The sequence below is a fragment of the Chitinophagaceae bacterium genome (genome assembly GCA_016710165.1).
In the GTDB taxonomy this organism is placed as follows: domain Bacteria; phylum Bacteroidota; class Bacteroidia; order Chitinophagales; family Chitinophagaceae; genus Ferruginibacter.
Genome location: JADJLJ010000005.1, coordinates 50,390 through 72,334, shown reverse-complemented (window position 1 = coordinate 72,334; position 21,945 = coordinate 50,390). Strand labels below are relative to the sequence as shown.

Here is a 21,945-nt window from a genome sequence, read left to right as displayed (position 1 = left end):
AAATAATGTGTTGGCCACCAGATAATATTTATTTTAATATTCAGCCAGAGGCGCTGTATTCTTTTCATCAGATGATTGTTTCAATATACCGGACCCTGTTTATATTTTCAACCCTTTTCTTCCCCGGGTGATAAACCAAACCAGGGGTATCACTCCTCCCAATGTGAATAGCGAACCACCTGCAATACGTAGCCAGGTCAGGGTTTGAAATCCGTTACTTTCTATAAATGAACTGCTACGGGCATACCATAGGCCCTGCTCCGTTACTGTTTTAAACTGGTAAATTCCTGCAGGAAACAGATCAAGGAAAACCATCAGCAACAGGCCTATGTTGATCGACCAGAAAACAGTTTTAATAACGCCGGGTTTCCACCAGTCTGCTTTAAATAATAACTGGCAGCAAAATAAAATAGTGGTCAATGCAAGGTTTCCGTACACCCCCATCAGTGCTGCATGACCATGCTTGTCTGGTAAATAGGTTTCAAGCTCATAATAATTAGCAATGGGAAGATTGATAATAAAACCCAACACCCCGGCTCCGAAAAAATTCCAGAAATTAACAGCCACCAAAAAAAGGAATACCCCTGAAAAACCAAACTGCTTTTGCTGGCCACCGTTTACTTTGTTATTATTTTCCAGCACGTTGGGGAATTTACTGAATCGCCACGCTTCCAATGTCAGCAATACCAATGGGATAACCTGAAGCGTGGAGAACACAGCTCCCAAAGCCATGGTACCAACAGGTTTTGCATTCCAGTAAAAATTATGCGAGATGCCCAGCAGGCCCGAACCCAGGAATAATAACGTAGCCAGGTAAATAACCCGAATCACTGCCTGCCTGCTTACCAGGCCCATTACCACCATAAAGTAACCGATCAGTACCGTAGTGAATACTTCGAAAAAAGCTTCAGCCCACATATGCACCACCATCCATCGCCAGAAATCAGCGATCACAAAATTCGTCTTGGGAGTTGCAATGAAACCGGATATCAATAACAGGATAATACTGAACGTTGCATACACAAGCCAGTTCGGCAAAGCCCATGGCTGTTTCAGTTTCATTACCGGTTTGATACCCCGGTATAGTGTTAATGCCCATATGATAAATATAACCGCAAGTATTACCTGCCATAGTTTTCCAGGTTCCATATACTCCCATCCCTGGTGACCCAGCCAGTACCAGTACTTTCCGATGATTCCCATTGGGCCCAGGAATATGCCCGCAAAGGACCCGGCCAACAGTAAAAAAGTAAGCCAGAAAACGGTATTGATAAGCGTAACCTGTTTTTTGGGTTGTTGTGGCGAAACCAATGACATCATAAAAAACGAAGCGCCTATCCAGCAGGCAGATATCCATAAAATAGATAATTGCACATGCCAGCTCCTGGTTACGGTAACAGGAAGAGATTCGGAAATATTGAATCCAAAGAAGTTTACCAATCCAACAAAATCATGAACCGTTAAAATACCTGACAGAACCTGGACAGCGAATAACAAAACCGCCACATAAAAGAATTTGTAGGTAGCCTTTTGAACAGCATCGGGTTGAAACTCATTTACATCGCCCCTTGACATAAATGGCTGGGCTTTGTTTGTAAAAGCCTCATCATCGAGTTTTTCCAATTTTCCATGGTAATACAATACAATACCCAATCCGAATATCAGCCCCAGCGAACCTATGATACTCCATAGTATGATGGCCGAACTGGGAGTATTTCCGGCCGCGGGATCATAAGGCCAGTTATGCGTATAGCTATACTGTTGCCCAGGTCTTTTCACACCACATACCCAGGCGCCCCAGAAGAAAAAGGCCGTCAGGGACCTGATCTCAACTGTATCCCTGATATACCCGGATGGTTTAAAAGCTCCCGGGAAGGAAGGGTTGGTAAATTTCTGATGATACAACCCAACCAGTTCAGAGGCTGCATAGACCTGGGCATCGGTAAGTACAACCTTGTTAACAGCCTTGTCATATTGGTTCGATTTGATCTCTGCTTTCACCTGTTCCATCACCCCTTTTCTCATCAGATCGCCTGAAGAATCGGCTTTCACCAGGGATTGGTAATATTCATTCATGTAATGGGAAACATAGTGCAAGGCTTCCGCTGTATAGTCGGGCCCACGGTTGGCACCATCCCCAAACATACTCCCGTATTCCATAAGTGCGTATTGCTGAAATACGGCTTGTCCTTTCAGCACTTCTTCGTCAGAAAAGATGACTTTATTTTTTGATGAAGTATAAGATGGAATGGGCGGGGCTTCTGTATATGTATGAATCCCGATCATCGTTACCCCTGTAATGCTGATCACAAAAATAACCAGTAGCGGCAGCCACCAATTTCTTGGATTAAGCAGGTAGTTGATAATGTTATACTTTGCCATGAAAGGGAAATTTTGGCAAATATACCAATTAAGGATAAATTTGTCCTTAATTATTTATGCGTTATCATTTATCCAGCGACCGGCAGCGGATCTCAGTACTGATTCTTTTACTGTCATCCTTCCTGTGTTATTCCGTTTACCTGTATTCCAACCTGCCGGTAAAAAGGATCAAACAGGACCTGGAAGCCGCTGCCGGGAAACTGTCATGGCAAAAATATAATTGCAATGCATGCCACCAGGTATATGGCCTGGGCGGATACCTGGGCCCGGACCTCACGAATGTTTACTCGGTAAGAGGGCCGGCATATATTGAAGCATTCCTCAAGAACGGGACCAGCATCATGCCCGATTTTCATTTGGACCAGTCGGAGATAAAAAACCTGCTGGGATTTTTCAGGCAACTGGATGCCTCCGGCAGGTCGGACCCAAAAACCTTTACGCTCAGTTATGATGGAACCATTGAACAGAAATAAACCCGGTGTCACAAAATTTTTCCTGGTAGCCGGTATGCTATTACTTGCAGCCGGTATGTTATTCGGGCTCACTGGTGCTTTACAATACCTGGTACCGGGGTTCTTAAAATCACATCTCTCTTTTGAAATGACCAGGCCCCTGCATGTATCTTCCATGGTCTTCTGGATCATACTGGGTGCTATGGGAGCCGTGCTCACCTATTTACGGGAATATACGGGCAGGGAACTTTATTCACCCCTTCTCGCCAGGATCCAATTGTTCATTTTTGTGATCTCCGTTCTTGCTATTTTGATATCGTATTGTGCCGGTGTGTTCGGCGGCCGGGAATACTGGGAATTTCACCCGGCCCTGGCCATGCCCATTGCAACCGGCTGGGTACTCTTCATCATTAACTTCCTGGGATCAATTGACGGCTTTAAAAAACAACCGGTCTACGTATGGATGTGGCTCACCGGCCTGGTCTTTTTCCTGTTCACTTTTATTGAATCCTATTTATGGTTATTCCCTTACTTCCGGAACAACGTAGTAAATGATATGACCGTACAATGGAAATCCTATGGTTCCATGGTTGGCGCATGGAACATGCTCATCTATGGCTGCAGCATATTCCTGATGGAAAAGATCAGCGGTGAAAAAAACTACAGCCGGGCCCCCATTGCCTTCCTGCTCTATTTCACGGGCCTGTTCAACCTGATGTTCAACTGGGGACATCATATTTATACCCTGCCAACCTATCCATGGGTGAAACACATCAGTTATGCCGTAAGTATGACCGAACTTTTTATTTTAGGAAGGATCATATGGCAATGGAGGTCCACGTTAACTGCTGCAAGAAAGCATTATCACAACACGGCCTACCGGTTCATCGTGGCGGCAGATATCTGGATATTCCTGACGCTGGCTTTGGCGATCGCCATGTCGGTACCCGCCATAAATGTGTATACACATGGCACACATATCACGGTGGCCCATACCATGGGAGCAACGATCGGCATCAACAGTTTCCTTTTGCTGGCCATGGCATCGGATATCCTGCAGGATACATGCATGCCGGTTAAGCAGCGGAGGAACTGGTTCAACCGTGGTTACCTCATTGCAAATCTCTCCCTGCTTATTTTCTGGATCAGCCTCATTACTGCAGGCATAGTAAAAGCCAAATGGCAGATGAGTTCGGCCAGGGTCCCTTTCAGCACGATGATGCTGCAACTGCGGCCTTACTTCATCCTTTTCTTCATAGCCGGAACAGTGATGACGGCAGGCTTCTACCTGCTGATCTTTCCCCTGCTGAGGAACCAGCTCGTATGTTTCTTCAAAACAGCCATCCGGAAAAGGAAGGAAAGCGCCGGGGAACAAACCAACTCATTAAACTGGTCAACCCAAATAAAAACATAGATGCTGAAGCTTACAAAAATATTTCACTTTGAAATGGCACATGCCATACACGGATACCAGGGCTCCTGTAAAAATATCCATGGCCATTCGTATGAGTTGCACGTAACGGTTTCCTCTGTTACAAACCGGGATGCTTATATACCTGCACCCGGCTTTGTGATGGACTTCAAAGAGATCAAAAAGATCGTAAGCAATACGGTTCTGGAAAAATTCGATCACAAGCTATTGTTGTCTGCCGGCTTTGTAGCTGCCAATCCCGGCTTTGCATCCATGGAAAACCTGGTTGTGTTTGCGGCTGAACCTACCGCAGAAAATATGCTGGTCTTTATAAAGGATGAATTAAGCACAAAACTACCCGGGAATACCCGCTTAGAATACCTGAAGATCTATGAAACAAAGGATTCGTATGCGGAATGGGCGCTGAACCCGCCGGCAGGTAGTGTCCTGTTTTGAATATTTTGTGACCTGTCATGCTGAGGAACGAAGCATCTCAGGTTAAGTAAACGATCCTGATCAGGAGATCCTTCGTACCCTGCCTACCGGCAGGCAGGCTCAGGATGACAATCATTCAAAATAGAACACTACCCGCTGGCGGATCAATGACCGGCTCATTAAAAAATATTGTAGTTTCCCGGTTTAATAAAAGCTATGTTTTCAAAAGCAACGGAATATGCACTGAGGGCCACCCTTTTTTTAGCCCAAAAAAGTTCGGAAGAGAATAAGATGGGTATTGAAGAAATTGCCCGGGCGATCGATTCTCCCCGCTCTTTTACGGCAAAAATATTACAGCAACTGACCCGGGGAAATAAGGTGGTCAGTTCTGCCCGGGGCCCGCAGGGCGGTTTTTTTATTCCGGAAAAGGCAAAACAATTACCTGTTCGTGTGGTTTTGGAAGCGATGGGCGAAGAGGAGATACTGGAAAAATGCGTGATGGGTTTAAAGTTATGTTCCGAAACCCGGCCATGTCCCATGCATGCACAATACAAAGTGATAAAAACGCAATTGATAAATCTGTTCACCGCAAAGACAATCCAGCAACTTGCTGATGAGATACAGGACGGAGTGATCTTCATCCGGAATAAAAAAAGCTGACGGCATCAATTATTGTCAAGTGCATTTATCTGTTCCCTGTATGCGGAAGGCAGTATGACAGACTTTATTAAACCATCCAGTTTTATTTTCCTGCTGAATTTATAAAATGGCAGAATGGATTTAAGCCAGTAATGTTCATTAAGGCCCAGCATTTTCTTTGCCGCTGCAGGCACAACAAGTTTTTGCGATTCCAGCAGCAATTTATACCTTGACCTCCCCAGGTGTTTTTTGTACTGCTTGTACAGGTCAACCGTGTAATCACTTTTTACCAGGTCAGTCTCCAGGTGCTTCTGCCGGCTGCTGAGCCAGGCGGTATAATTTTCCGGGAGTTCTTTTAAGTTCATCCGGGAGCCAAGCCGGAAGAACACATCATACAGTTCCTCTTTCTCAGCATCACTCAATTTTCTTTCCAGCAGTTCAAAAGAAGCGATGGAATAATGAATGAGCATGAACAAAACATCCCGGTAAGCCCAGTCTGGTATTTTTGCATTACGGCTTTTTTCCACCCCGTCATGAATGGCATTAATTCTATCAATCGCTGCATGCGCCTTACCCAGTTCTGAAAAAACGATCTGTCTTGCATACGAAACGGTGGAAAATAACCTGCCCAGCGGATCAGCCGGAAGTTTACCGGTGAAGTACAACCAATCAACGGCCTTGTTCAGAGCGAACTCTGCCGCAGAGCCGGCGAAGATAAAAAGGATGGTATCGGATTTCCCCCATATCGTTCTCACAATGGAGTCCTTCTGAACAAAATATTCAATGGATGTGCTCATCATTGGGTGAAATAAAAGAAAGATAGCCAACCGGTGAATTCAATACCACCGAAAACATCCGGAACCCTGTTGGTAATGATAACAACTAATCCGTACAAATATACCCGTCTTTATCTTATTCTTTTATACAAGCCGGTCAGTTCACCGAAAGCCAGGATATGTTCGCTCATTGCTTTTTCCAATTGCAGTTTATCCGTATCGGCAGGCAGCTCAAGTAATGAATCGAGGGCATATACTTTAAAGAAGTACCTGTGAGTGCCGGATGGAGGGCAAGGCCCGCCATAATGATGCTGCCCAAAGTCATTAAGGCCTTCCATACCATGTACATTATTCTCTTTCATGTGATGGGTCAGTGGGATATTCCAAACGATCCAGTGCACCCAGGTACCCCCCGGGGCATCGGGATCATCAACGATCAATACCAGGCAGCTGGCTTCTTCCGGAATATGTTCAATATCCAGCGGGGGATTGATGTTACTCCCATCACAGGTATATCTGGAGGGGATCATTTCCCCGTCGCCGAAGGCCGTACTGCTGACCTTTAACTGTATATAATCAACGGCCCTTGTTGCCCCGGTATGTTCCAATGGATTGTTCATGGTATTTTAGTTTAAGGTAATGGTTATACAGCAAATGGATACGTCTCAGGCATCTGCTGGCCGTCGGGTTCTATATGCAGCGGGTGCAATGCCCTGGTTTCATCTACGTAAATAAAAGCATCATACCGCAAAGGCAGGATAGTAGGCACATAATTCCCGTACTGCTCATATTCGGGGTTATATACCACGCCAATCGCCCGATGGCCGATGTGATGTTCCATCAGCATATCACTGCCGGTAAGGTCATCCATCAGCAATAACTTATTTTCCGTTCCGGCCCGGTGCAGTAAATATTCCCAGCTTCCCTTCCTGGCCTCCGGCACTTCCACCGTTTTCATTTTGGCACCCCAGCTTCTGCCCGCCGTTACCGTTCCTTTGTAAGAACCAAAGCCCACCAATACCACTCCTTTATCGTGATGCTGCATCCTGGCCAGTTCACCAATGTTGAACATGCCTTCATCCACCATATCCGTTGCCCTTGCATCACCTACATGGGTATTATGAGCCCACACGATCACTTTGGATCCTTCCCCGTGAAAATCCAGTAAGCGTTCCAGGGTATCGGCCATATGCCTGTCCCGTACATTCCAGCTGTGCGGACCTCCCTTGATCATAGCCCGGTAATATTTCTCAGCATGCACGGCGATCAATGCATTCTGTTCTGCACTGAAAACATTTTCATGATCCGTATTGTAGGTGGGCATTTTTTGCTGTATCTCTTTCAGCAAATGCAGCACTTCATTTTCGCATAATTCCGGAACAAACTGCGATGCCCTTGCATACGAGCGCCCTTCATCATCCTGGTAAGGTTCAAAACACCGGAACGCAGCCTCTGCCATTTCCAATGCTGCGGGATCCGTTTTTTTCAGGTACTGCATGATGCTTTGCATGCTTTCCCAGAGACTGTAAACATCCAGGCCATAAAAGCCGGCCCTTTTATTTACGGACAATCCTTTGTTGTGCCGGTGCATCCAGCCCGCCAGCGCCATTACTTCCCAGTTTGCCCACATCCAGGTAGGCCAGCGGTTAAATGAATGCAATACGTGAAATGCATTCCTGCTCTCCCCGTCATAGCCTTTTATAAAACGGTTGAGGCGGTAACAATCCGGCCAGTCACCCTCCACGGCAATGAACTGAAAACCCTTTTCCTCGATCAATCGCTTTGAAATATGTGTCCGCCAGGTGTAATACTCATGTGTACCGTGGCTTGCCTCCCCAAGCATTACGATCCTGGCATCGCCTACCCGGTCGAGCAGCGGCTGCAGGTCGGATTTATTTTGTAATGGATATGACCATTGTTTGATGGAGTTTATTGTTTCCCGTTCGTCCAATAAAACATCCCTGGTGAAGTAGCGTCGCATGATGTTTGGTTTTAACGGTTATGCCCGGTATCCCGGACGGGTTCCTTTCCCAAAGCAACGGAATCGGGCCCCTGTTTAAAATGCCGCCCATCAATGCATTTAATGATTATTATCAGTTAACGCCATCCAGGGCAGCATTATGAGGTCAATCAAAATTTTTGGTGACCAATATCATTCATTCCGGGCAGCAGGAAACGTAGATTCGTAGCAATAAAACTGAATATCATGGAAGCAAACTATCAACCCATCGCCACACTGCGCAACCTGCTGGATGATGATGCCCGTAAGTTCACCAGTGCAGAAGTGCAGTTAAAGAACAAATTACCGGAATGGATAAATAAAGCGGGCTCGCTAAAACTTAAAACGGTGCTGCAGCGGTATCTTTTGTACGTAGAAGAGCATATACAAAAACTGGAGGTCTTTCTTGATGAAGAGCATATCACTTCGCTCAGCGTTACAAACCGGGTAATGAGAGCCTTTATTGAAGACACGGAAGAAAAACTTTCCGGTTGCTCAGACGTTGAAATAAAAGATGCCTGCCTGCTGGCGAGCATACAGGCCATTAACCATTTTAAAATAAGTACCTATGGCACGGCAGCTGCATTTGCCAAAGTAGTAGGTACCGAACAACAGGCAGCCGTATTTCATGAAGCGGAAGTGAATGAAAAACAGATCGACGACCGGCTGACTCAACTGGCCGAACACGAGATAAACATCAATGCCCGGGCGCCCATCGTAATACCCGGATAAAAAATTAAAAATGGATTTTCGTCTTAACAGGGAAACAGACATTCCGCTTGGCAATGTAACGGTACAGGGGGAATTGATCATCCCGCTGAAGGCAAATGCCATTGTTATTTTTTCACACGGAAGCGGCAGCAGCCGGTTCAGCAGCCGCAACCGGCAGGTGGCAAGTTACCTGCAAGGGAAAAATATCGGAACATTATTGTTTGACCTGCTGACAGAGGAAGAAGACGAAGATTATTCCAACCGGTTTGATATCAATTTACTTTCCAAAAGACTGGCCGGTGCGACTGAATGGCTGGAAGGACTTCCTGCTGTAAAAGAATGCCGCATCGGCTATTTTGGCGCCAGCACGGGCGCTGCCTCTGCCCTGAGGGCTGCTGCATACCTGCCGCAGATAGCTGCCGTGGTTTCCAGGGGAGGCAGGCCTGACCTGGCAATAGATGTTTTACCCAGTGTACAGGCTCCTACCCTGTTGATCGTGGGCAGCCTGGATCACGAAGTAGTGGAAATGAATAAGAAAGCGTATGCAAAACTGCAATGTGAAAAAAAACTGGAGTTGGTAGAAGGAGCAACACATTTGTTTGAGGAACCCGGGAAAATGGAAATTGTTTCTGAACTCGCTGGCAACTGGTTTGAAAAACACCTGGCCGGGTAAGAATGAGAAAAAGTAAATTTTATGTTTCACGACAGACTGGAAGCAGGTTTATTACTGGCAGCCAAACTGAAAAAGTATAAGAACGATCCCGGAATTGTATTGGCAGTTCCCAGGGGAGGTATGCCGGTTGCTTATGCCGTTGCCCGGGAACTGGGCTTGCCGGTAGAAGTAATACTGACCAAAAAGATCGGCCACCCGATGAATAAAGAATATGCAATTGGCGCAGCAAGCCTTACCGATCATTTTGTAGTGCCGCATGAGGGTGTTACCGAAGAATATATCGAACAGGAATTACAACGCATCCGCAGCAGGCTGAAGGAGATGCATGCCCGTTTCATGGGTGATAAAGAACCGGAAAAACTCGAAGGGAAGACGGTCATTGTGATCGACGACGGCATTGCCACCGGCAATACACTGCTGGGTACGGTGAATGTGTTGCGAAAAAGTAATCCGGCTAAGATCGTGATCGGTGTCCCGGTGGCCTCGGAAACTGCGGTTCAAAAACTGGAAAAAGAAGTGGATGAAGTGGTGGCCGTTTTAATACCCGAAGATTTTTACGGGGTAGGTGCTTTTTATGAAGACTTTGAACAGGTAAGTGATGAAGAAGTGATGCATTACCTGGATAAACTGAAAGAACTGAAAAAAACAGGCTGAGATCATCCTCGCCGGAATGATCCCTGCACAATTTCTATTCCCGTTTATCCGCTCTCATCAAACCTTTACCGTACTGAGTTTTTGATCAGGAACTTCCTTTTGCTTCTTTACCTGCTGGCGTACCAGTCGTTTCAGTTCTTTCAAAGCGATCCTTGCTGCTTTCTCAAAGCTAACAGCCTGGCCATGTACAAACAGATTATCGCCGTAGATACTGAGCCGGATCTCGCAGACATCATTCTCTCCCTGCAGGTTGTTCATTTCCTCCCTCATCATCACTTCTGCCCGGGATATCTTTTTATTGATATGCAGAAGTTCGAGCACTTCGTTGCGGATGGTACTTACCAGTTTTTCAGGTACTTTTCCATGCGGTGTGTGAAATTCGATGGTCATAAAATATTTTTTATATGGTCTGAAAAAAAATCCTGCATTAAAAGTAAACGGACCGGGAGCCATTAACCATGATATCCATCAGCTAAACGAATGATACAGGAACCAGAACCCCCGTCGGGGATATTCAGATCGCAGAACCCGCTGCCGTTCATTTTTTCTGCAAAGTGCCTGCCAGGAATCCATAGCAATCAAACTTCACATCAATAAATTGCTTTTCTGCTGCCTGCATCCGCTGGCGTAATTCATTTTGCCTGTTCGCTGTTTCATGGTTAATATGTTCATTGTCAAGCAGGGTACTGTCCATTTTCAGTGCTTCTTCCTGCTGCTGTATACCCGTTTCCAGCCGGTAAAAATTATCGGCTGCCTGGTTCAGCATATCCTGGTGGACCTCCACCTTTTCCGCAATACCGGTAATGGAATTCCGGCGGATCACATCTGCCAGTTTTCGGGTCAGTTCATCTATCTCATGGTAACAGTGCGTTACCGAATCTTTCCATTCCGAAAGTTCATCTGTATAATATACTGCGATCGTATTGGGCATATGGCTGCTTTTTTTGAAATTGATCCATTAGTAATAACCTTTATTGTTCCGGGTATTCCGAATCGGGTTCAGAAAGAATATATTCATCAGAAGAATTCCTGCTCAGCACATTCAGTTCCTTCAGCGTAAAATCATCCATTCCGGTTGTCTGGACCCATATCCCCTTTTCTTTCCGCAGGATCTGTACGGAAAGTCCGAACCGTTGCTGGAATTCACTTTCAATATCCCGGATCCGTGATACCGGTGTTATTTCCAGCAGGGCCGATACATGTGTTTGCCTGACCTCACTGATCTTTTTAGCCGGAGAGACCTGGTCCCCCGGATCGGATGCTTCATATTTTTTATGCGGTTTACTGTAAAATTTTACCTGCAGGTACGGATAATAATCGGCAATTTTCTGCTGGATATCCCGGATCACGGTGTTATCATTTATTTCGATATACATGGTTCTTCATTTTAGTATTATCCGAATATATTTATTTACCATTTTTCCCAATGGACATTCCTGGGATCATATTTATCTGTTGCTTTCTCCTCCCCGGTTGGATAGCCGACCGGGATCAGGTTGAGCGGAATTACATTTTTGGGGATCCCCAATTCCTCCCTTACAAAATCCATCAGCTCCTGGTTGGGATATATAGCTGTCCACACTGCCCCCAAACCGAGCGCCTCCGCTGCCAATAATATGTTCTCACTGGCGCAGGCACAATCCAGCACCGCGTATGCTTCGCTGTTCATGGCAGCTTCCTCCGGCACTGCACAAACCACAATGCCGGTTCCTGCCCGGTTTACCATTTGAGCAAACGGCAGACCGCCGGCCAAAGCCTTTAGTCTTTCCTTATCGGTGACCACAATGAATTTCCACGGGAGCATATGAATGGCAGCAGGTGCAGCCATGGCCGCATGAAGCAGTTTATCAATGAATTCCCTGCTTACCGGTTCACCGGTATAACTCCGGACACTCTTCCTTTCGCGTATGGCATCCAATGTATCTTTCATAACTGATGGAGGCTGATCAAACCGATCCGGCCAATTCAAAGCTAACAACAGGATGCTGTCGTATGGATGATCGCAGATACCCGGTAATATGACAGTGGTCAATAAATTTCATTGCTGATCTGTACAGGCCATTCCATGAATCAAATCATTGACCGGATTGATCTTTATCATTTACAGAACAGCAAAGGATGTTAAACTTTACTGCATGAATAACACCAGGAACAAAGGCCCCCGCCGTTCAGATCCGCCGGGTAACCGTTTCAAGCGGTACTGGGTATACCTGGGGTTATTGGCGTTGGTTCTGCTGCCTTCCCTGCTGAATAATTTCACGGGTACGCAGGAGATCAGCTGGCAGCAGTTTGAAAAAGATATCCTGGCCGCAACGCGGTTGAAGAGATCGTGATCATAAATAATGAAAAAGCGGAAGTGTACATAAAGAAAGAAAGGTCGAATGACAGCATGTTCAGGGATGTCTTTAAGCCATTCATCGGACGATCCTTAAACCCGGGGCCCCACTATACCCTCCGCATCGGCTCGGTGGAATCCTTTGAACGGAAACTGGATGAAGCAGAAAAAAAATATTCTACCGGCGATGATATCAATGTACGTTACACCAGGAGAACAAACTGGTTCTGGAATATCGCCGGATGGTTATTGCCGTTCGTTTTTCTTTGCTGATGTGGGAATTTTCTCCTCAGAAGGTCCGGTGGAATGGGAACAGGTGGTTCATCTATTTTCAATTTTGGTAAATCAACAGCGACCCTGGTTGAAAAGCAAAAAAGCAATATAACTTTTGCGGATGTGGCCGGGCTGGAAGAAGCGGAAATGGAAGTAAAGGAGATCGTTGATTTTTTAAAGACCCCGGAATCATTCACCAAACTGGGCGCAAAGATCCCCAAAGGCGTCATATTGGTCGGTCCGCCCGGCACCGGAAAAACCCTGCTTGCAAAAGCGGTGGCCGGGGAAGCCCAGGTCCCGTTCTTTTCCATTTCAGGCTCCGAGTTTGTAGAGATGTTTGTGGGCGTGGGTGCTTCGAGGGTCCGGGACCTGTTCAAAAGAGCCAAGGAAAAAGCGCCCTGCATCATATTCATCGATGAGATCGATGCAATCGGGAGATCACGGGGGAAAGGTGCATTCCTGGGCGGAGCCAATGATGAAAGGGAAAGTACCCTCAACCAGCTGTTAACAGAGATGGATGGTTTTGGCACCAACAATGGCGTGATCGTGCTGGCCGCCACCAACCGGGCGGATATGCTTGACCCTGCCTTGCTGCGGCCCGGCAGGTTTGACAGGCACATATACCTGGAATTGCCTAACCTGAAAGAACGGGAAGAGATATTCAAGGTGCATCTCCGCCCCCTGATCGTTGACAGCGGGATCGATACCGCTTTCCTGGCTGCACAAACCCCGGGGTTCTCCGGTGCCGACATTGCCAATATCTGTAATGAAGCTGCCCTGATCGCTGCCCGGAAGAAAAAGCAATTCATAGACCGGCAGGATTTCCTCGATGCCATTGACCGGATCGTAGCCGGGTTGGAAAAGAGAAGCAAGATCATATCACCGGAAGAGAAGAAGATCATTGCCTACCACGAAGCAGGACATGCAGTGGTAAGCTGGCTGCTGAAACACGTTGACCCATTGATAAAAGTGTCCATCATTCCCCGGGGCAAATCACTGGGGGCCGCCTGGTATCTACCGGAAGAGAAACAGTTAAGGAGCAGGACCGCTTTTATGGAACATCTTTGTGCCACTTTAGGCGGACGGGCAGCCGAAGAGATCACATTTGGCGATATTTCCACCGGTGCACTGGATGACCTGGAAAAAGTCACAAAAGAAGCCTATATGATGGTGGTTTATTACGGGTTCAATAAGACCATCGGAAATATCAGCTTTTACGATTCCACGGGCCAGCGGGATATGAGTATTCAAAAACCGTACAGCGAAGAAACCGGCAAACTCATTGATGAGGAGGTTCGCAAACTGGTCAGTGATGCCTATGCACAAACGACCGCGTTGCTGCAGGAGAATAAAACATCCTTGAACCGGGTTGCTGAATTACTCCTGGAAAATGAAGTGATCTTTAAGGAAGACCTGGAAAATATTTTAGGCAGGCGGGAAACCGGCCCTGCTGCCCATTAACCTTCTGGCAGATTCATAAGGAGATATGATAACAGTTTTCCGATACCAGCCTGGGTCATAAAACTTTTTTCACCTGGTCATATAAACGGTCTGCATCTTCTTTTTTGCACAGTTCCGTTCCGGGATTCAGTGTGGCCGCGGTACCGCAGGCAACACCATATTGCACGGCTTCGCTGAGCGTTTTCCCCTGCGACAGGTAATGAACGATCCCGGCCACCATGCTGTCCCCTGCTCCCACGGTGCTTTTCCTCATCACCGGCGGAGGTGTGAATACCTCTGCCTGTTCATGGGTAACAAGCATCGCACCTGCTGCCCCCATGGAGATCACCATCACCGTGCAATTCCCTTTGGCAATGATCTCCCGGGCAATATCCCGGATCTCACCAGGCTTCAATTCGTTTTTACCCACCAGGGAACTCAATTCCCCGAGATTTGGTTTGAGCAGGTAAACCCCTTCATCCGCTGCATATTTCAATGGCTCACCGGAAGTATCCACTATGAATTTTGCCTTCCTGCTTTTGGCGATCCTTGCCAACTGAGCATAGATATTTAACGGAACTCCCGGTGGTAAGCTACCGCTTGCAATGATAAATTCAACATCACTCATTTCTTCCACGGCCTGCAGGCATTTTTTACATTCCTGTCCGGTTAATTCAGTACCCGGCATGCCAAAACGATACTGGTCATTGGTGGAGTCATCCAGCACAATGATATTCTCCCTGGTTTCATTGGCCGATTCAATGATCACCGATGGTACTTTTTCCTTTTCCAGCAGGTGGTTAAAGAATTTCCCGGTATAGCCACCCGAAGGAAATATGGCAATGGCTTCTCCCCCCAGTTTTTTAATAGCCCTTGCCACATTGATCCCCCCGCCTCCCGGCTCCAGTTTAGGGGCAGTGCATTTTAATTTTTTTTCAGGGATCAAAGCCGGCACGGTCGTGCTTTTATCAATACAGGGACTGAACGTTATGGTAATGATCTTTGACATAATGAGCGTATGAATAACGCATGATCCGGAGTAAATAAAAAGGGACAACTCTTCAAAAATACAGAGTTGTCCCGCCAGGTGGAGCTGCAGGAATCGAACCCTGGTCCAAACATATCCGCCGTAAGCTTTCTACATGTTTATTTAGTTATTGATTGTCGGGACAAAGCAGGAACCTAACCAACCAACCCTGTCCTTAGATGAATGGTCTTAAGCAATAGTCACATCATTCCACTGCAGCATTCCGTTTTGTTTTTGAGTCGGCGGCGGAACATGGTAACAGAACTGACCTGTTCGGCGGCCCATATGGATGTTAATCTATCGATTAAGCAGCCATGGCATACGAAGTATTGCCATTTAAAGTTTTCGTATTCATATTAAAGTGCTAATTACGCAACGCACTACATGCTTACACTTACAAAAGAACTATGCTGTCAAAACCGGTCAGCCCCGGATATATAGTTTAATCAACTTATCTTTTTTTCATACAAGGTTATCAACCTGGCAGGAATTTCAGCATTTCCGATCATATGTAATCCCGGTATTCATCGGGATAAAAAGAACTATGCTGTCAATCCCGATAGCTATCGGGAGGTCAGCCCCGGGAATTACCAAACAATACAAAATTACGAAAAGAATCCCGAAGACCGTTGATCGCAGCGTGAAACCAATTTGTAATACCTTCATTTAACAAATCATAAAAATGCAGCCGGAAACCTTTTATATACAACAGACCGAAAAGCTGAGAACAGATCTGAACACATTGCTCAATAAAAGATCGTTATTTGCCTGGCTTCGTTTTGCAACGATCATTGCTCTGGCCTTTTCCGTTTATTTCCTGGTCCCCTCCGGGTGGCCCTATGTGGCAGTTGCCGCCCTGCTTTTACTCACGCTTTTTACCCGGCTGGTCTTTGCAGACCTGGAAAACAGATCGGCCATTGAGCATACCAGGTTCCTGGTCGCCATCAATGAGAAAGAATTAAAAGCACTTGATCACGATTACTACCGGTTTGGAGACGGCCATGAATTCATACCCAAAGAACATGCATATGCCAACGACCTGGATATTCTTGGCCATGCGTCGCTTTATCAATACCTGAACCGGACCTCTTCTGATATGGGCAGCAGCACACTGGCAAACTGGCTTTTACAACCATCGGATGAGCAAACCATATTGCAAAGACAGGCTGCTGTGAAAGAACTGGCTGCACATACAGCATGGAGACAAAAATTACAGGCCCTCGGCGCAGCAAAAAAGATACAAACTGCCACACAAACCCGGTTGCTGGAATGGTTCAGGGAAGGAGACCGGTTCATCAATAATAAAATATGGCTATGGCTGAGGTTCCTGCTGCCGGCCCTTATTATCACCGTGGTGGTTTTAAACATTGCCGGTGTGGTGGACGATCACCTGCGGAATTATTTCCTGCTGTTATCGGCGTTGTTTGCCCTTTATCTCAGTAAAAAAGTAACCCCGCTTCACCAGCAGGTATCCAAAATGGCAGATGAACTGGAAGTGCTGGAAGACAGCATCCGGCTGATCGAACAAACAAAATTCACCGCTGAATTTTTACAAACCTTACAGTCGCCGTTTGGTCACCAGGATGAAAAAGCATCCGCAAAGCTTAACCGGCTTAAGAAAATTCTGGAGCGGCTTGACCTGCGTTTTAATTTCCTGGTTTTCATTCCGCTGGATATTCTGTTGCAGTGGGACCTGCAGCAGGTGATCGCCCTGGAAAAATGGAAACAGCAGAACAAGGAAAATGTGATGCACTGGTTTGAGGCGTTGGGCAGTTTTGAAGCGATCAGCAGCCTGGCCACTTTATCTTTCAATCACCCGGATTGGTGTTTTCCTGTCTTTGCGGAACAATATTTCTTTATGGAAGGAAAGCATGTTGGCCATCCCCTGATACCTGTTGAAAAGCGGGTGAATAATCCCGTTAAAATTGATAAGGCCGGAGAATTGATGCTGGTCACCGGAAGTAATATGGCCGGCAAGAGTACCTACCTGCGCAGCATTGGCATCAATACCATCCTGGCCATGGCGGGGGCACCGGTCTGTGCCGGGTACTTTTGCTTATCCCCGGTGCAGATCATCAGCAGCATGCGGATCGCCGATAACCTGGAAGAAAGCACTTCCACCTTTTACGCGGAACTGAAAAAACTAAAGACGATCATTGACAAAGTAAACAACAACGAAAAGGTATTCATCTTACTGGATGAGATCTTACGGGGTACCAATTCGCTGGACCGGCATACCGGATCGGTGGCCCTTATTAAACAACTCATAAAAAAGAATGCATCGGGGATCATTGCCACGCATGATGTGGAACTGGCAAAAATGAAAACAGAATTTCCTTCCAATATCCTGAACCATCATTTTGATGTGCAGGTAAACAAGGATGAACTTTATTTTGATTACCGGCTGAAGGAAGGCATCTGCACCAGCCTGAATGCCTCCATCCTGATGAAGAAGATCGGGATCGAATTATGACGTTGCAGGGTTGAAATCGTTGCAGGGTTTAAATCGTTGCAGGGTTGAAATCGTTGCAGGGTTTAAATCGTTGCAGGGTTGAAATCGTTGCAGGGTTTAAAAAGGTTGCAGGGTTTAAAAAGGTTGGAGCATCCTGCATGAAACGACTTCAACGACTCAAACGATTTAAACGATTTAAACGATTTAAACGATTTAAACGATCATTACTTCCCCCTTCCCCATCCAAACCAGTCATTGCCATTGGCATAAAGCATCAGCGCCAGTAAAACAACCATGCCGGCGATCTGTGCATACTCCAGGAATTTTTCGCTGGGCTTCCGGCCCGTGATCATTTCACCCAATGTGAACAGGACATGGCCGCCATCCAATGCCGGTATCGGTAACAGGTTCATAAAAGCCAGCACAATAGAGAAGAATGCGGTTATATTCCAGAAATGCCGCCAGTCCCATTCGCTGCCCGAGAAGACGGAGCCCATCGCTTTAAAACCTCCGACTGCTTTATAGCCGCCGGTGCTGGGAGAAAGTATGAGCTTGAACTGGTCAATATAATCCTTCAAAGAGGTAACAGCTAAATTAAACCCTGCCGGGAATGCCGTAAAGAACCCATAATCGGTGTGTTCAATTTTCAGTACACCCAAACTATCATATTGCCGGTTATTCAGTATGGTAGGATTCATTTTACCGTCTTCATCCAGTTGCACAGGCAGGCTCATCTCCGTTCCGTTCCTTATGACCGTGAGCATTACTTTCTGGTTCTTCTTTGTACCAAAATAGGCGGCAGCTTCATCCAGGAAGTATACCGGCGTGGAATCCACTTTTACTATCTTATCCCAATATTGAAGACCGGCCTTCTTTGCATTGGAAGTATCCGCTTTGTCAAAGTCACCTATGATTGCCGGGATCCTTGGAAAAAACAACCGGCCCCTGGATTTTTTCTTCTCCACCAACTGCCCGATAAGACTTCTTGGTATCTCGATACTGGTATCCTTGTTGTTCCGTACCACATTTATATGCCCGCCGCCGCTGAACAGTATCCGTTTAGGAATGTCTTCAAAATATCCGATGCTGTCATTATTCACCGCCATTATCTTATCACCGTCCCGTAACCCGATCTCATACATCAGTGAATCGGTGACCCACACACCGTTCTTTACCGACTGGTTCGGCATTTTATCTTCACCCCAAACCATCAATATCCCGGCATAGATCACAAAAGCCAGTAACACATTTACCGTAACGCCGCCCAGCATGATGATCAAACGCTGCCAGGCCGGTTTGCTCCTGAATTCCCACGACTGCGGGGGCAGTTTGAGCGCTTCCTTATCCATGCTTTCATCAACCATACCGGCAATTTTCACATAACCTCCCAGCGGAAGCCAGCCAATGCCATAAACGGTATCGCCGATCTTTTTCTTTACAATGGAAAACCAGGGATCAAAAAAAAGATAGAATTTTTCCACCCGGCACTTGAACCACCTGGCGGTAATGTAATGCCCGAATTCGTGGAGAATGACAAGGATCGACAGGGACAGGATCAATTGCGCTACTTTAAGCCCCACACTGCTCCAGTTTATTGCTAATAATTCCATTTAAAGATTTGTATTAATGTTTATTGTTGCTGAAAAAAACTCCGGCTTCGCCCGGTACAAAAGCGGTCTCATGATCCCGTTTACAGGTTTATCAGCGAAGCCGCAAAATTACGGGCTTCACCGTCGCTGTCAAAATATTGTTGCAGGGTTGGTTTTTCGATGAAAGATATTTTTTGCATGGTCTTTTCCACCATGGCTGTCATGTCTAGAAAGCCAATGCGGTTACGGAGAAAGGCCCAAACGGCTATTTCATTGGCTGCATTCAGCACGCAGGGCATATTTCCTCCCTGGTTAAGCGCTTCGGTTGCCAGCAGTAAATTTCTGAAAGTTTTAACATCCGGTTCTTCAAAAGTGAGCGAAGGATAGCGGCGGAAGCTGAAACGGGGAAGGTCGTTCTTTACCCTGCCCGGGAATGCCATGGCATACTGAATGGGCAGTTTCATATCGGGCAATCCCATTTGTGCTTTTATACTCCCGTCTTCAAACTGAACCATGCTGTGTATGATGCTTTGCGGATGGATCACTACCTGTATCTGGTCGGGCCGCAGGTTGAAAAGCCATTTGGCTTCGATCATCTCCAGGCCCTTGTTCATCAGGGTGGCTGAATCGATCGATATCTTGGCACCCATGCTCCAGTTGGGATGCTGAAGTGCATGCTCTCTCTTTACATTCACCAGGAAGTTCGGTTTCTTTCCGAGGAAAGGGCCCCCGCTTGCGGTAAGGATGATCTTCTCGATGGGATTTCTCATCTCACCGACCAGGCATTGGAAAATGGCAGAATGCTCACTGTCTACCGGGATGATAGGAACCCTTTTGTCTATGGCTGTCTGCATCACGATATCGCCCGCCACCACCAGGGTCTCCTTATTGGCAAGGGCCACAGCCTTTCCTTTTTCCACCGCCTTTAATGTGGGTTTAAGGCCGGCAAAACCAACAATGCCTGCCAGCATCATATCATAGGTATCAAAATCGGCCACTTCTTCCAGGGCAGATTCTCCGGCAAACACTTTGATGTCGGTGGAAGAAAGCGCTGTCCTGACCTTTTCATACCGGGTATGGTCGCCAATGACCACCGCATTGGGCCTGAATTCCATGGCCTGGGTGATCAGTAATTCATCATTGGTCTGGGCTGTAAGGATCTCCACCTCAAACAAGGAAGGATTGGCACGGATAACATCCAGCGCCTGGGTGCCTATAGAACCTGTGGAGCCAAAAATCGCAATTCGCTTTTTAGAAGCCTGATCAGTCATTACCAGAATACAGTTGTAGCGACAAATCTAACTTAATAATTGTTGCAACGCAATTTTCACTTTAGTAAAATTGAACTTTTGGATAATATCATCCATCATTTGCCGGATCGCATCATTGCAGAGATTACCGGCTGAACCGGCGTGTGTTTGCTGCAAAGTCTGTGTGGGACTGAATTTCCCCTGTTCAATATCCGCTGCCACTTTTTTATATGCATCCCGGAAAGGGATTCCCTGCAGCACGAGCTTATTTACCTCTTCCACGCTGAAAAGCAGTGCGTACTTTTCGTCTTTAAGAATGTCTTTTTTAACCTGGATGTTTGCCAGCATCAAGTGGGTCATTTGCAGGCAGTGCTGCAAATTTTCAAAAGCAGGGATAATGTGTTCCTTTATCAGCTGCAGGTCACGGTGATAACCCGACGGCAGGTTGGTGGTCATCAGCATAATTTCATTAGGCAATGCCTGGATGCGGTTGCAATGAGAGCGGATGAGTTCAAATACATCCGGATTTTTTTTATGGGGCATGATGCTGCTGCCCGTGGTCAGCTCTTCGGGGAAAGAGATAAAGGCAAAATTCTGGTTGAGATAGAGGCAGGCATCCATGCTCAGCCTGGAAAGGGTGGCTGCTATATTTGCCAAAGCCGATGCAACGATACGTTCTGTTTTGCCCCTGCCCATCTGCGCATACACCACGTTATAGTTCAGGGCATCAAAACCCAGCAGGTCCGTTGTCATTTGCCGGTTGATGGGAAATGATGAACCGTAACCGGCCGCCGAACCCAATGGATTTTTATTTACCACCCGGTAAGCCGCTTCCAGGGTGAGCATATCATCTGCCAGGCTTTCGGCATAGGCTCCAAACCATAAACCGAAAGAAGAAGGCATGGCCAGCTGCAGGTGTGTATAACCGGGCAGCAGATCGTCTTTGTATTCTTCGCTTTGGGCAATCAGCAGATCGAATAACCCTTTTGTTGATACAACCAGTTTTTCGATCTCACCACGCATATATAGTTTCAGATCAACCAATACCTGGTCGTTCCTGCTCCGGGCGCTGTGGATCTTCTTTCCAACATCGCCCAGTTTCTGCGTAAGCATCAACTCCACCTGCGAATGAATATCCTCCACCCCTTCATCCAGTTTAAAACGGCCGCTTGTTATTTGTGCATAGATCTCTTTCAGCGCTTTTTCCAATGACTGCAACTCATCTTCTGATAACAACCCAACCGACTCCAGCATTTTGATATGTGCCAGGGAACCCAATACATCAAAGGGGGCAAGATAGATATCCAGTTCCCTGTCATTGCCAACAGTGAACTGCTCCACTTCCTTCAATGATGCTTTTTCTTTTTGCCAGAGTTTCATACCCCCATCCCCTAAAGGGGAGCCAGCGCTTTCTGAGTTTACCATTTCATTTTTATTTATGGTGAAT

General features: G+C 46.5%; 21 protein-coding genes, 1 other RNA gene and 1 pseudogene. 10 read left to right on the top strand and 13 right to left on the bottom strand.

The features are described 5' to 3' along the window. Nucleotides 1–99: 99 nt before the first annotated feature. Nucleotides 100–2,382: a cbb3-type cytochrome c oxidase subunit I gene (locus IPJ02_16335; protein MBK7377050.1), complete on the bottom strand. Its 2,283-nt coding sequence runs from the start codon at nt 2,380–2,382 to the stop codon at nt 100–102. A gap of 56 nt (nt 2,383–2,438) precedes the next feature. Here IPJ02_16335 and IPJ02_16330 point away from each other — a divergent pair, with 56 nt between their 5' ends. The 4 genes from IPJ02_16330 to IPJ02_16315 all read left to right on the top strand — a co-directional run bounded on the left by IPJ02_16330 (nt 2,439) and on the right by IPJ02_16315 (nt 5,340). After that, complete coding sequence (locus tag IPJ02_16330; GenBank protein ID MBK7377049.1) at nt 2,439–2,855, top strand: cytochrome c; 417 nt, start codon at nt 2,439–2,441, stop codon at nt 2,853–2,855. After that, complete coding sequence (locus IPJ02_16325) at nt 2,830–4,248, top strand: cbb3-type cytochrome c oxidase subunit I (GenBank protein ID MBK7377048.1); 1,419 nt, start codon at nt 2,830–2,832, stop codon at nt 4,246–4,248. Before IPJ02_16330 ends, IPJ02_16325 begins: the two co-directional genes overlap by 26 nt. Next, nucleotides 4,249–4,701: a 6-carboxytetrahydropterin synthase gene (locus IPJ02_16320; protein ID MBK7377047.1), complete on the top strand. Its 453-nt coding sequence runs from the start codon at nt 4,249–4,251 to the stop codon at nt 4,699–4,701. It begins immediately after the preceding gene. 195 nt (nt 4,702–4,896) lie between these two features. Continuing rightward, the gene (locus tag IPJ02_16315) at nt 4,897–5,340 is read left to right on the top strand and encodes an Rrf2 family transcriptional regulator (protein ID MBK7377046.1); all 444 of its coding nucleotides are present in this window, start codon (nt 4,897–4,899) and stop codon (nt 5,338–5,340) included. Between the two features lie 5 nt (nt 5,341–5,345). Here the strand turns inward: IPJ02_16315 and IPJ02_16310 are convergent, their stop codons facing one another. From IPJ02_16310 to IPJ02_16300, 3 genes are all read right to left on the bottom strand, one after another. Further along, a complete protein-coding gene (locus tag IPJ02_16310; protein MBK7377045.1) occupies nt 5,346–6,104 on the bottom strand; it encodes a DUF2236 domain-containing protein in 759 nt (252 codons plus the stop codon). A 122-nt stretch (nt 6,105–6,226) separates the two neighbouring features. Further along, the gene (locus IPJ02_16305) at nt 6,227–6,715 is read right to left on the bottom strand and encodes a YbhB/YbcL family Raf kinase inhibitor-like protein (GenBank protein MBK7377044.1); all 489 of its coding nucleotides are present in this window, start codon (nt 6,713–6,715) and stop codon (nt 6,227–6,229) included. Nucleotides 6,716–6,738: 23 nt separating this feature from the next. After that, nucleotides 6,739–8,076 (bottom strand): erythromycin esterase family protein, encoded by a 1,338-nt coding sequence (locus IPJ02_16300; protein ID MBK7377043.1) that lies wholly within the window; start codon nt 8,074–8,076, stop codon nt 6,739–6,741. 225 nt (nt 8,077–8,301) lie between these two features. On the opposite strand from IPJ02_16300, the gene IPJ02_16295 reads away from it, so the two are divergent. From IPJ02_16295 to IPJ02_16285, 3 genes are read left to right on the top strand one after another with little or no spacing between them, the layout of a single operon-like run. Beyond that, a complete protein-coding gene (locus IPJ02_16295) occupies nt 8,302–8,826 on the top strand; it encodes a DUF892 family protein (GenBank protein ID MBK7377042.1) in 525 nt (174 codons plus the stop codon). A gap of 10 nt (nt 8,827–8,836) precedes the next feature. Further along, nucleotides 8,837–9,478 carry a dienelactone hydrolase family protein gene (locus tag IPJ02_16290; protein MBK7377041.1) on the top strand — a complete coding sequence of 214 codons (642 nt, stop codon included), beginning with the start codon at nt 8,837–8,839 and terminating at the stop codon, nt 9,476–9,478. Nucleotides 9,479–9,499: 21 nt separating this feature from the next. Beyond that, complete coding sequence (locus IPJ02_16285; GenBank protein ID MBK7377040.1) at nt 9,500–10,132, top strand: phosphoribosyltransferase; 633 nt, start codon at nt 9,500–9,502, stop codon at nt 10,130–10,132. Between the two features lie 57 nt (nt 10,133–10,189). Here IPJ02_16285 and IPJ02_16280 read toward each other — a convergent pair whose 3' ends face one another. The 4 genes from IPJ02_16280 to IPJ02_16265 form a co-directional block, all read right to left on the bottom strand. Further along, nucleotides 10,190–10,522, bottom strand: coding sequence for a hypothetical protein (locus IPJ02_16280; GenBank protein MBK7377039.1), 333 nt, complete (start codon nt 10,520–10,522; stop codon nt 10,190–10,192). A 148-nt stretch (nt 10,523–10,670) separates the two neighbouring features. Then, nucleotides 10,671–11,063, bottom strand: a complete 393-nt coding sequence (locus tag IPJ02_16275; protein MBK7377038.1) for a hypothetical protein — start codon at nt 11,061–11,063, stop codon at nt 10,671–10,673. Between the two features lie 40 nt (nt 11,064–11,103). Beyond that, nucleotides 11,104–11,508 carry a hypothetical protein gene (locus tag IPJ02_16270; GenBank protein MBK7377037.1) on the bottom strand — a complete coding sequence of 135 codons (405 nt, stop codon included), beginning with the start codon at nt 11,506–11,508 and terminating at the stop codon, nt 11,104–11,106. Between the two features lie 35 nt (nt 11,509–11,543). Beyond that, entirely contained in the window at nt 11,544–12,062 is a 519-nt protein-coding gene (locus IPJ02_16265) for a nitroreductase family protein (protein ID MBK7377036.1), read from the bottom strand. Nucleotides 12,063–12,267: 205 nt separating this feature from the next. Between IPJ02_16265 and IPJ02_16260 the strand changes: the two genes are divergently transcribed. Then, a complete protein-coding gene (locus tag IPJ02_16260) occupies nt 12,268–12,465 on the top strand; it encodes a hypothetical protein (GenBank protein ID MBK7377035.1) in 198 nt (65 codons plus the stop codon). 56 nt (nt 12,466–12,521) lie between these two features. Then, a pseudogene (gene ftsH / locus IPJ02_16255) lies at nt 12,522–14,201 on the top strand (ATP-dependent zinc metalloprotease FtsH). A gap of 55 nt (nt 14,202–14,256) precedes the next feature. Here ftsH and IPJ02_16250 read toward each other — a convergent pair. Both IPJ02_16250 and ssrA read right to left on the bottom strand, forming a co-directional pair. Continuing rightward, the gene (locus tag IPJ02_16250; protein MBK7377034.1) at nt 14,257–15,189 is read right to left on the bottom strand and encodes a 1-phosphofructokinase family hexose kinase; all 933 of its coding nucleotides are present in this window, start codon (nt 15,187–15,189) and stop codon (nt 14,257–14,259) included. Nucleotides 15,190–15,265: 76 nt separating this feature from the next. Continuing rightward, nucleotides 15,266–15,638, bottom strand: a transfer-messenger RNA (tmRNA) gene (ssrA, locus tag IPJ02_16245). A gap of 251 nt (nt 15,639–15,889) precedes the next feature. On the opposite strand from ssrA, the gene IPJ02_16240 reads away from it, so the two are divergent. Beyond that, nucleotides 15,890–17,680, top strand: a complete 1,791-nt coding sequence (locus IPJ02_16240; GenBank protein MBK7377033.1) for a hypothetical protein — start codon at nt 15,890–15,892, stop codon at nt 17,678–17,680. Between the two features lie 203 nt (nt 17,681–17,883). Here IPJ02_16240 and rseP read toward each other — a convergent pair whose 3' ends face one another. The 3 genes from rseP to argH form a co-directional block, all read right to left on the bottom strand. Further along, a complete protein-coding gene (rseP, locus tag IPJ02_16235) occupies nt 17,884–19,269 on the bottom strand; it encodes an RIP metalloprotease RseP (GenBank protein MBK7377032.1) in 1,386 nt (461 codons plus the stop codon). Nucleotides 19,270–19,349: 80 nt separating this feature from the next. Next, on the bottom strand, nt 19,350–20,519 hold the full coding sequence (locus IPJ02_16230; GenBank protein ID MBK7377031.1) for a 1-deoxy-D-xylulose-5-phosphate reductoisomerase: 1,170 nt from the start codon (nt 20,517–20,519) through the stop codon (nt 19,350–19,352). Nucleotides 20,520–20,546: 27 nt separating this feature from the next. Next, the gene (gene argH, locus IPJ02_16225) at nt 20,547–21,878 is read right to left on the bottom strand and encodes an argininosuccinate lyase (protein MBK7377030.1); all 1,332 of its coding nucleotides are present in this window, start codon (nt 21,876–21,878) and stop codon (nt 20,547–20,549) included. Between the last annotated feature and the right edge of the window lie 67 nt (nt 21,879–21,945).

Coding starts and splice junctions, on each gene's coding strand:
- IPJ02_16325 (MBK7377048.1), top strand. CDS start 2,830: ATGATGGAACCATTGAACAGAAATAAACCCGGTGTCACAAAATTTTTC.
- IPJ02_16285 (MBK7377040.1), top strand. CDS start 9,500: ATGTTTCACGACAGACTGGAAGCAGGTTTATTACTGGCAGCCAAACTG.
- IPJ02_16290 (MBK7377041.1), top strand. CDS start 8,837: ATGGATTTTCGTCTTAACAGGGAAACAGACATTCCGCTTGGCAATGTA.
- IPJ02_16265 (MBK7377036.1), bottom strand. CDS start 12,062: ATGAAAGATACATTGGATGCCATACGCGAAAGGAAGAGTGTCCGGAGT.
- IPJ02_16250 (MBK7377034.1), bottom strand. CDS start 15,189: ATGTCAAAGATCATTACCATAACGTTCAGTCCCTGTATTGATAAAAGC.
- IPJ02_16335 (MBK7377050.1), bottom strand. CDS start 2,382: ATGGCAAAGTATAACATTATCAACTACCTGCTTAATCCAAGAAATTGG.
- IPJ02_16230 (MBK7377031.1), bottom strand. CDS start 20,519: ATGACTGATCAGGCTTCTAAAAAGCGAATTGCGATTTTTGGCTCCACA.
- IPJ02_16270 (MBK7377037.1), bottom strand. CDS start 11,508: ATGTATATCGAAATAAATGATAACACCGTGATCCGGGATATCCAGCAG.
- IPJ02_16275 (MBK7377038.1), bottom strand. CDS start 11,063: ATGCCCAATACGATCGCAGTATATTATACAGATGAACTTTCGGAATGG.
- argH (MBK7377030.1), bottom strand. CDS start 21,878: ATGAAACTCTGGCAAAAAGAAAAAGCATCATTGAAGGAAGTGGAGCAG.
- IPJ02_16300 (MBK7377043.1), bottom strand. CDS start 8,076: ATGCGACGCTACTTCACCAGGGATGTTTTATTGGACGAACGGGAAACA.
- IPJ02_16330 (MBK7377049.1), top strand. CDS start 2,439: ATGCGTTATCATTTATCCAGCGACCGGCAGCGGATCTCAGTACTGATT.
- IPJ02_16295 (MBK7377042.1), top strand. CDS start 8,302: ATGGAAGCAAACTATCAACCCATCGCCACACTGCGCAACCTGCTGGAT.
- IPJ02_16240 (MBK7377033.1), top strand. CDS start 15,890: ATGCAGCCGGAAACCTTTTATATACAACAGACCGAAAAGCTGAGAACA.
- IPJ02_16280 (MBK7377039.1), bottom strand. CDS start 10,522: ATGACCATCGAATTTCACACACCGCATGGAAAAGTACCTGAAAAACTG.
- IPJ02_16320 (MBK7377047.1), top strand. CDS start 4,249: ATGCTGAAGCTTACAAAAATATTTCACTTTGAAATGGCACATGCCATA.
- IPJ02_16315 (MBK7377046.1), top strand. CDS start 4,897: ATGTTTTCAAAAGCAACGGAATATGCACTGAGGGCCACCCTTTTTTTA.
- rseP (MBK7377032.1), bottom strand. CDS start 19,269: ATGGAATTATTAGCAATAAACTGGAGCAGTGTGGGGCTTAAAGTAGCG.
- IPJ02_16305 (MBK7377044.1), bottom strand. CDS start 6,715: ATGAACAATCCATTGGAACATACCGGGGCAACAAGGGCCGTTGATTAT.
- IPJ02_16260 (MBK7377035.1), top strand. CDS start 12,268: ATGAATAACACCAGGAACAAAGGCCCCCGCCGTTCAGATCCGCCGGGT.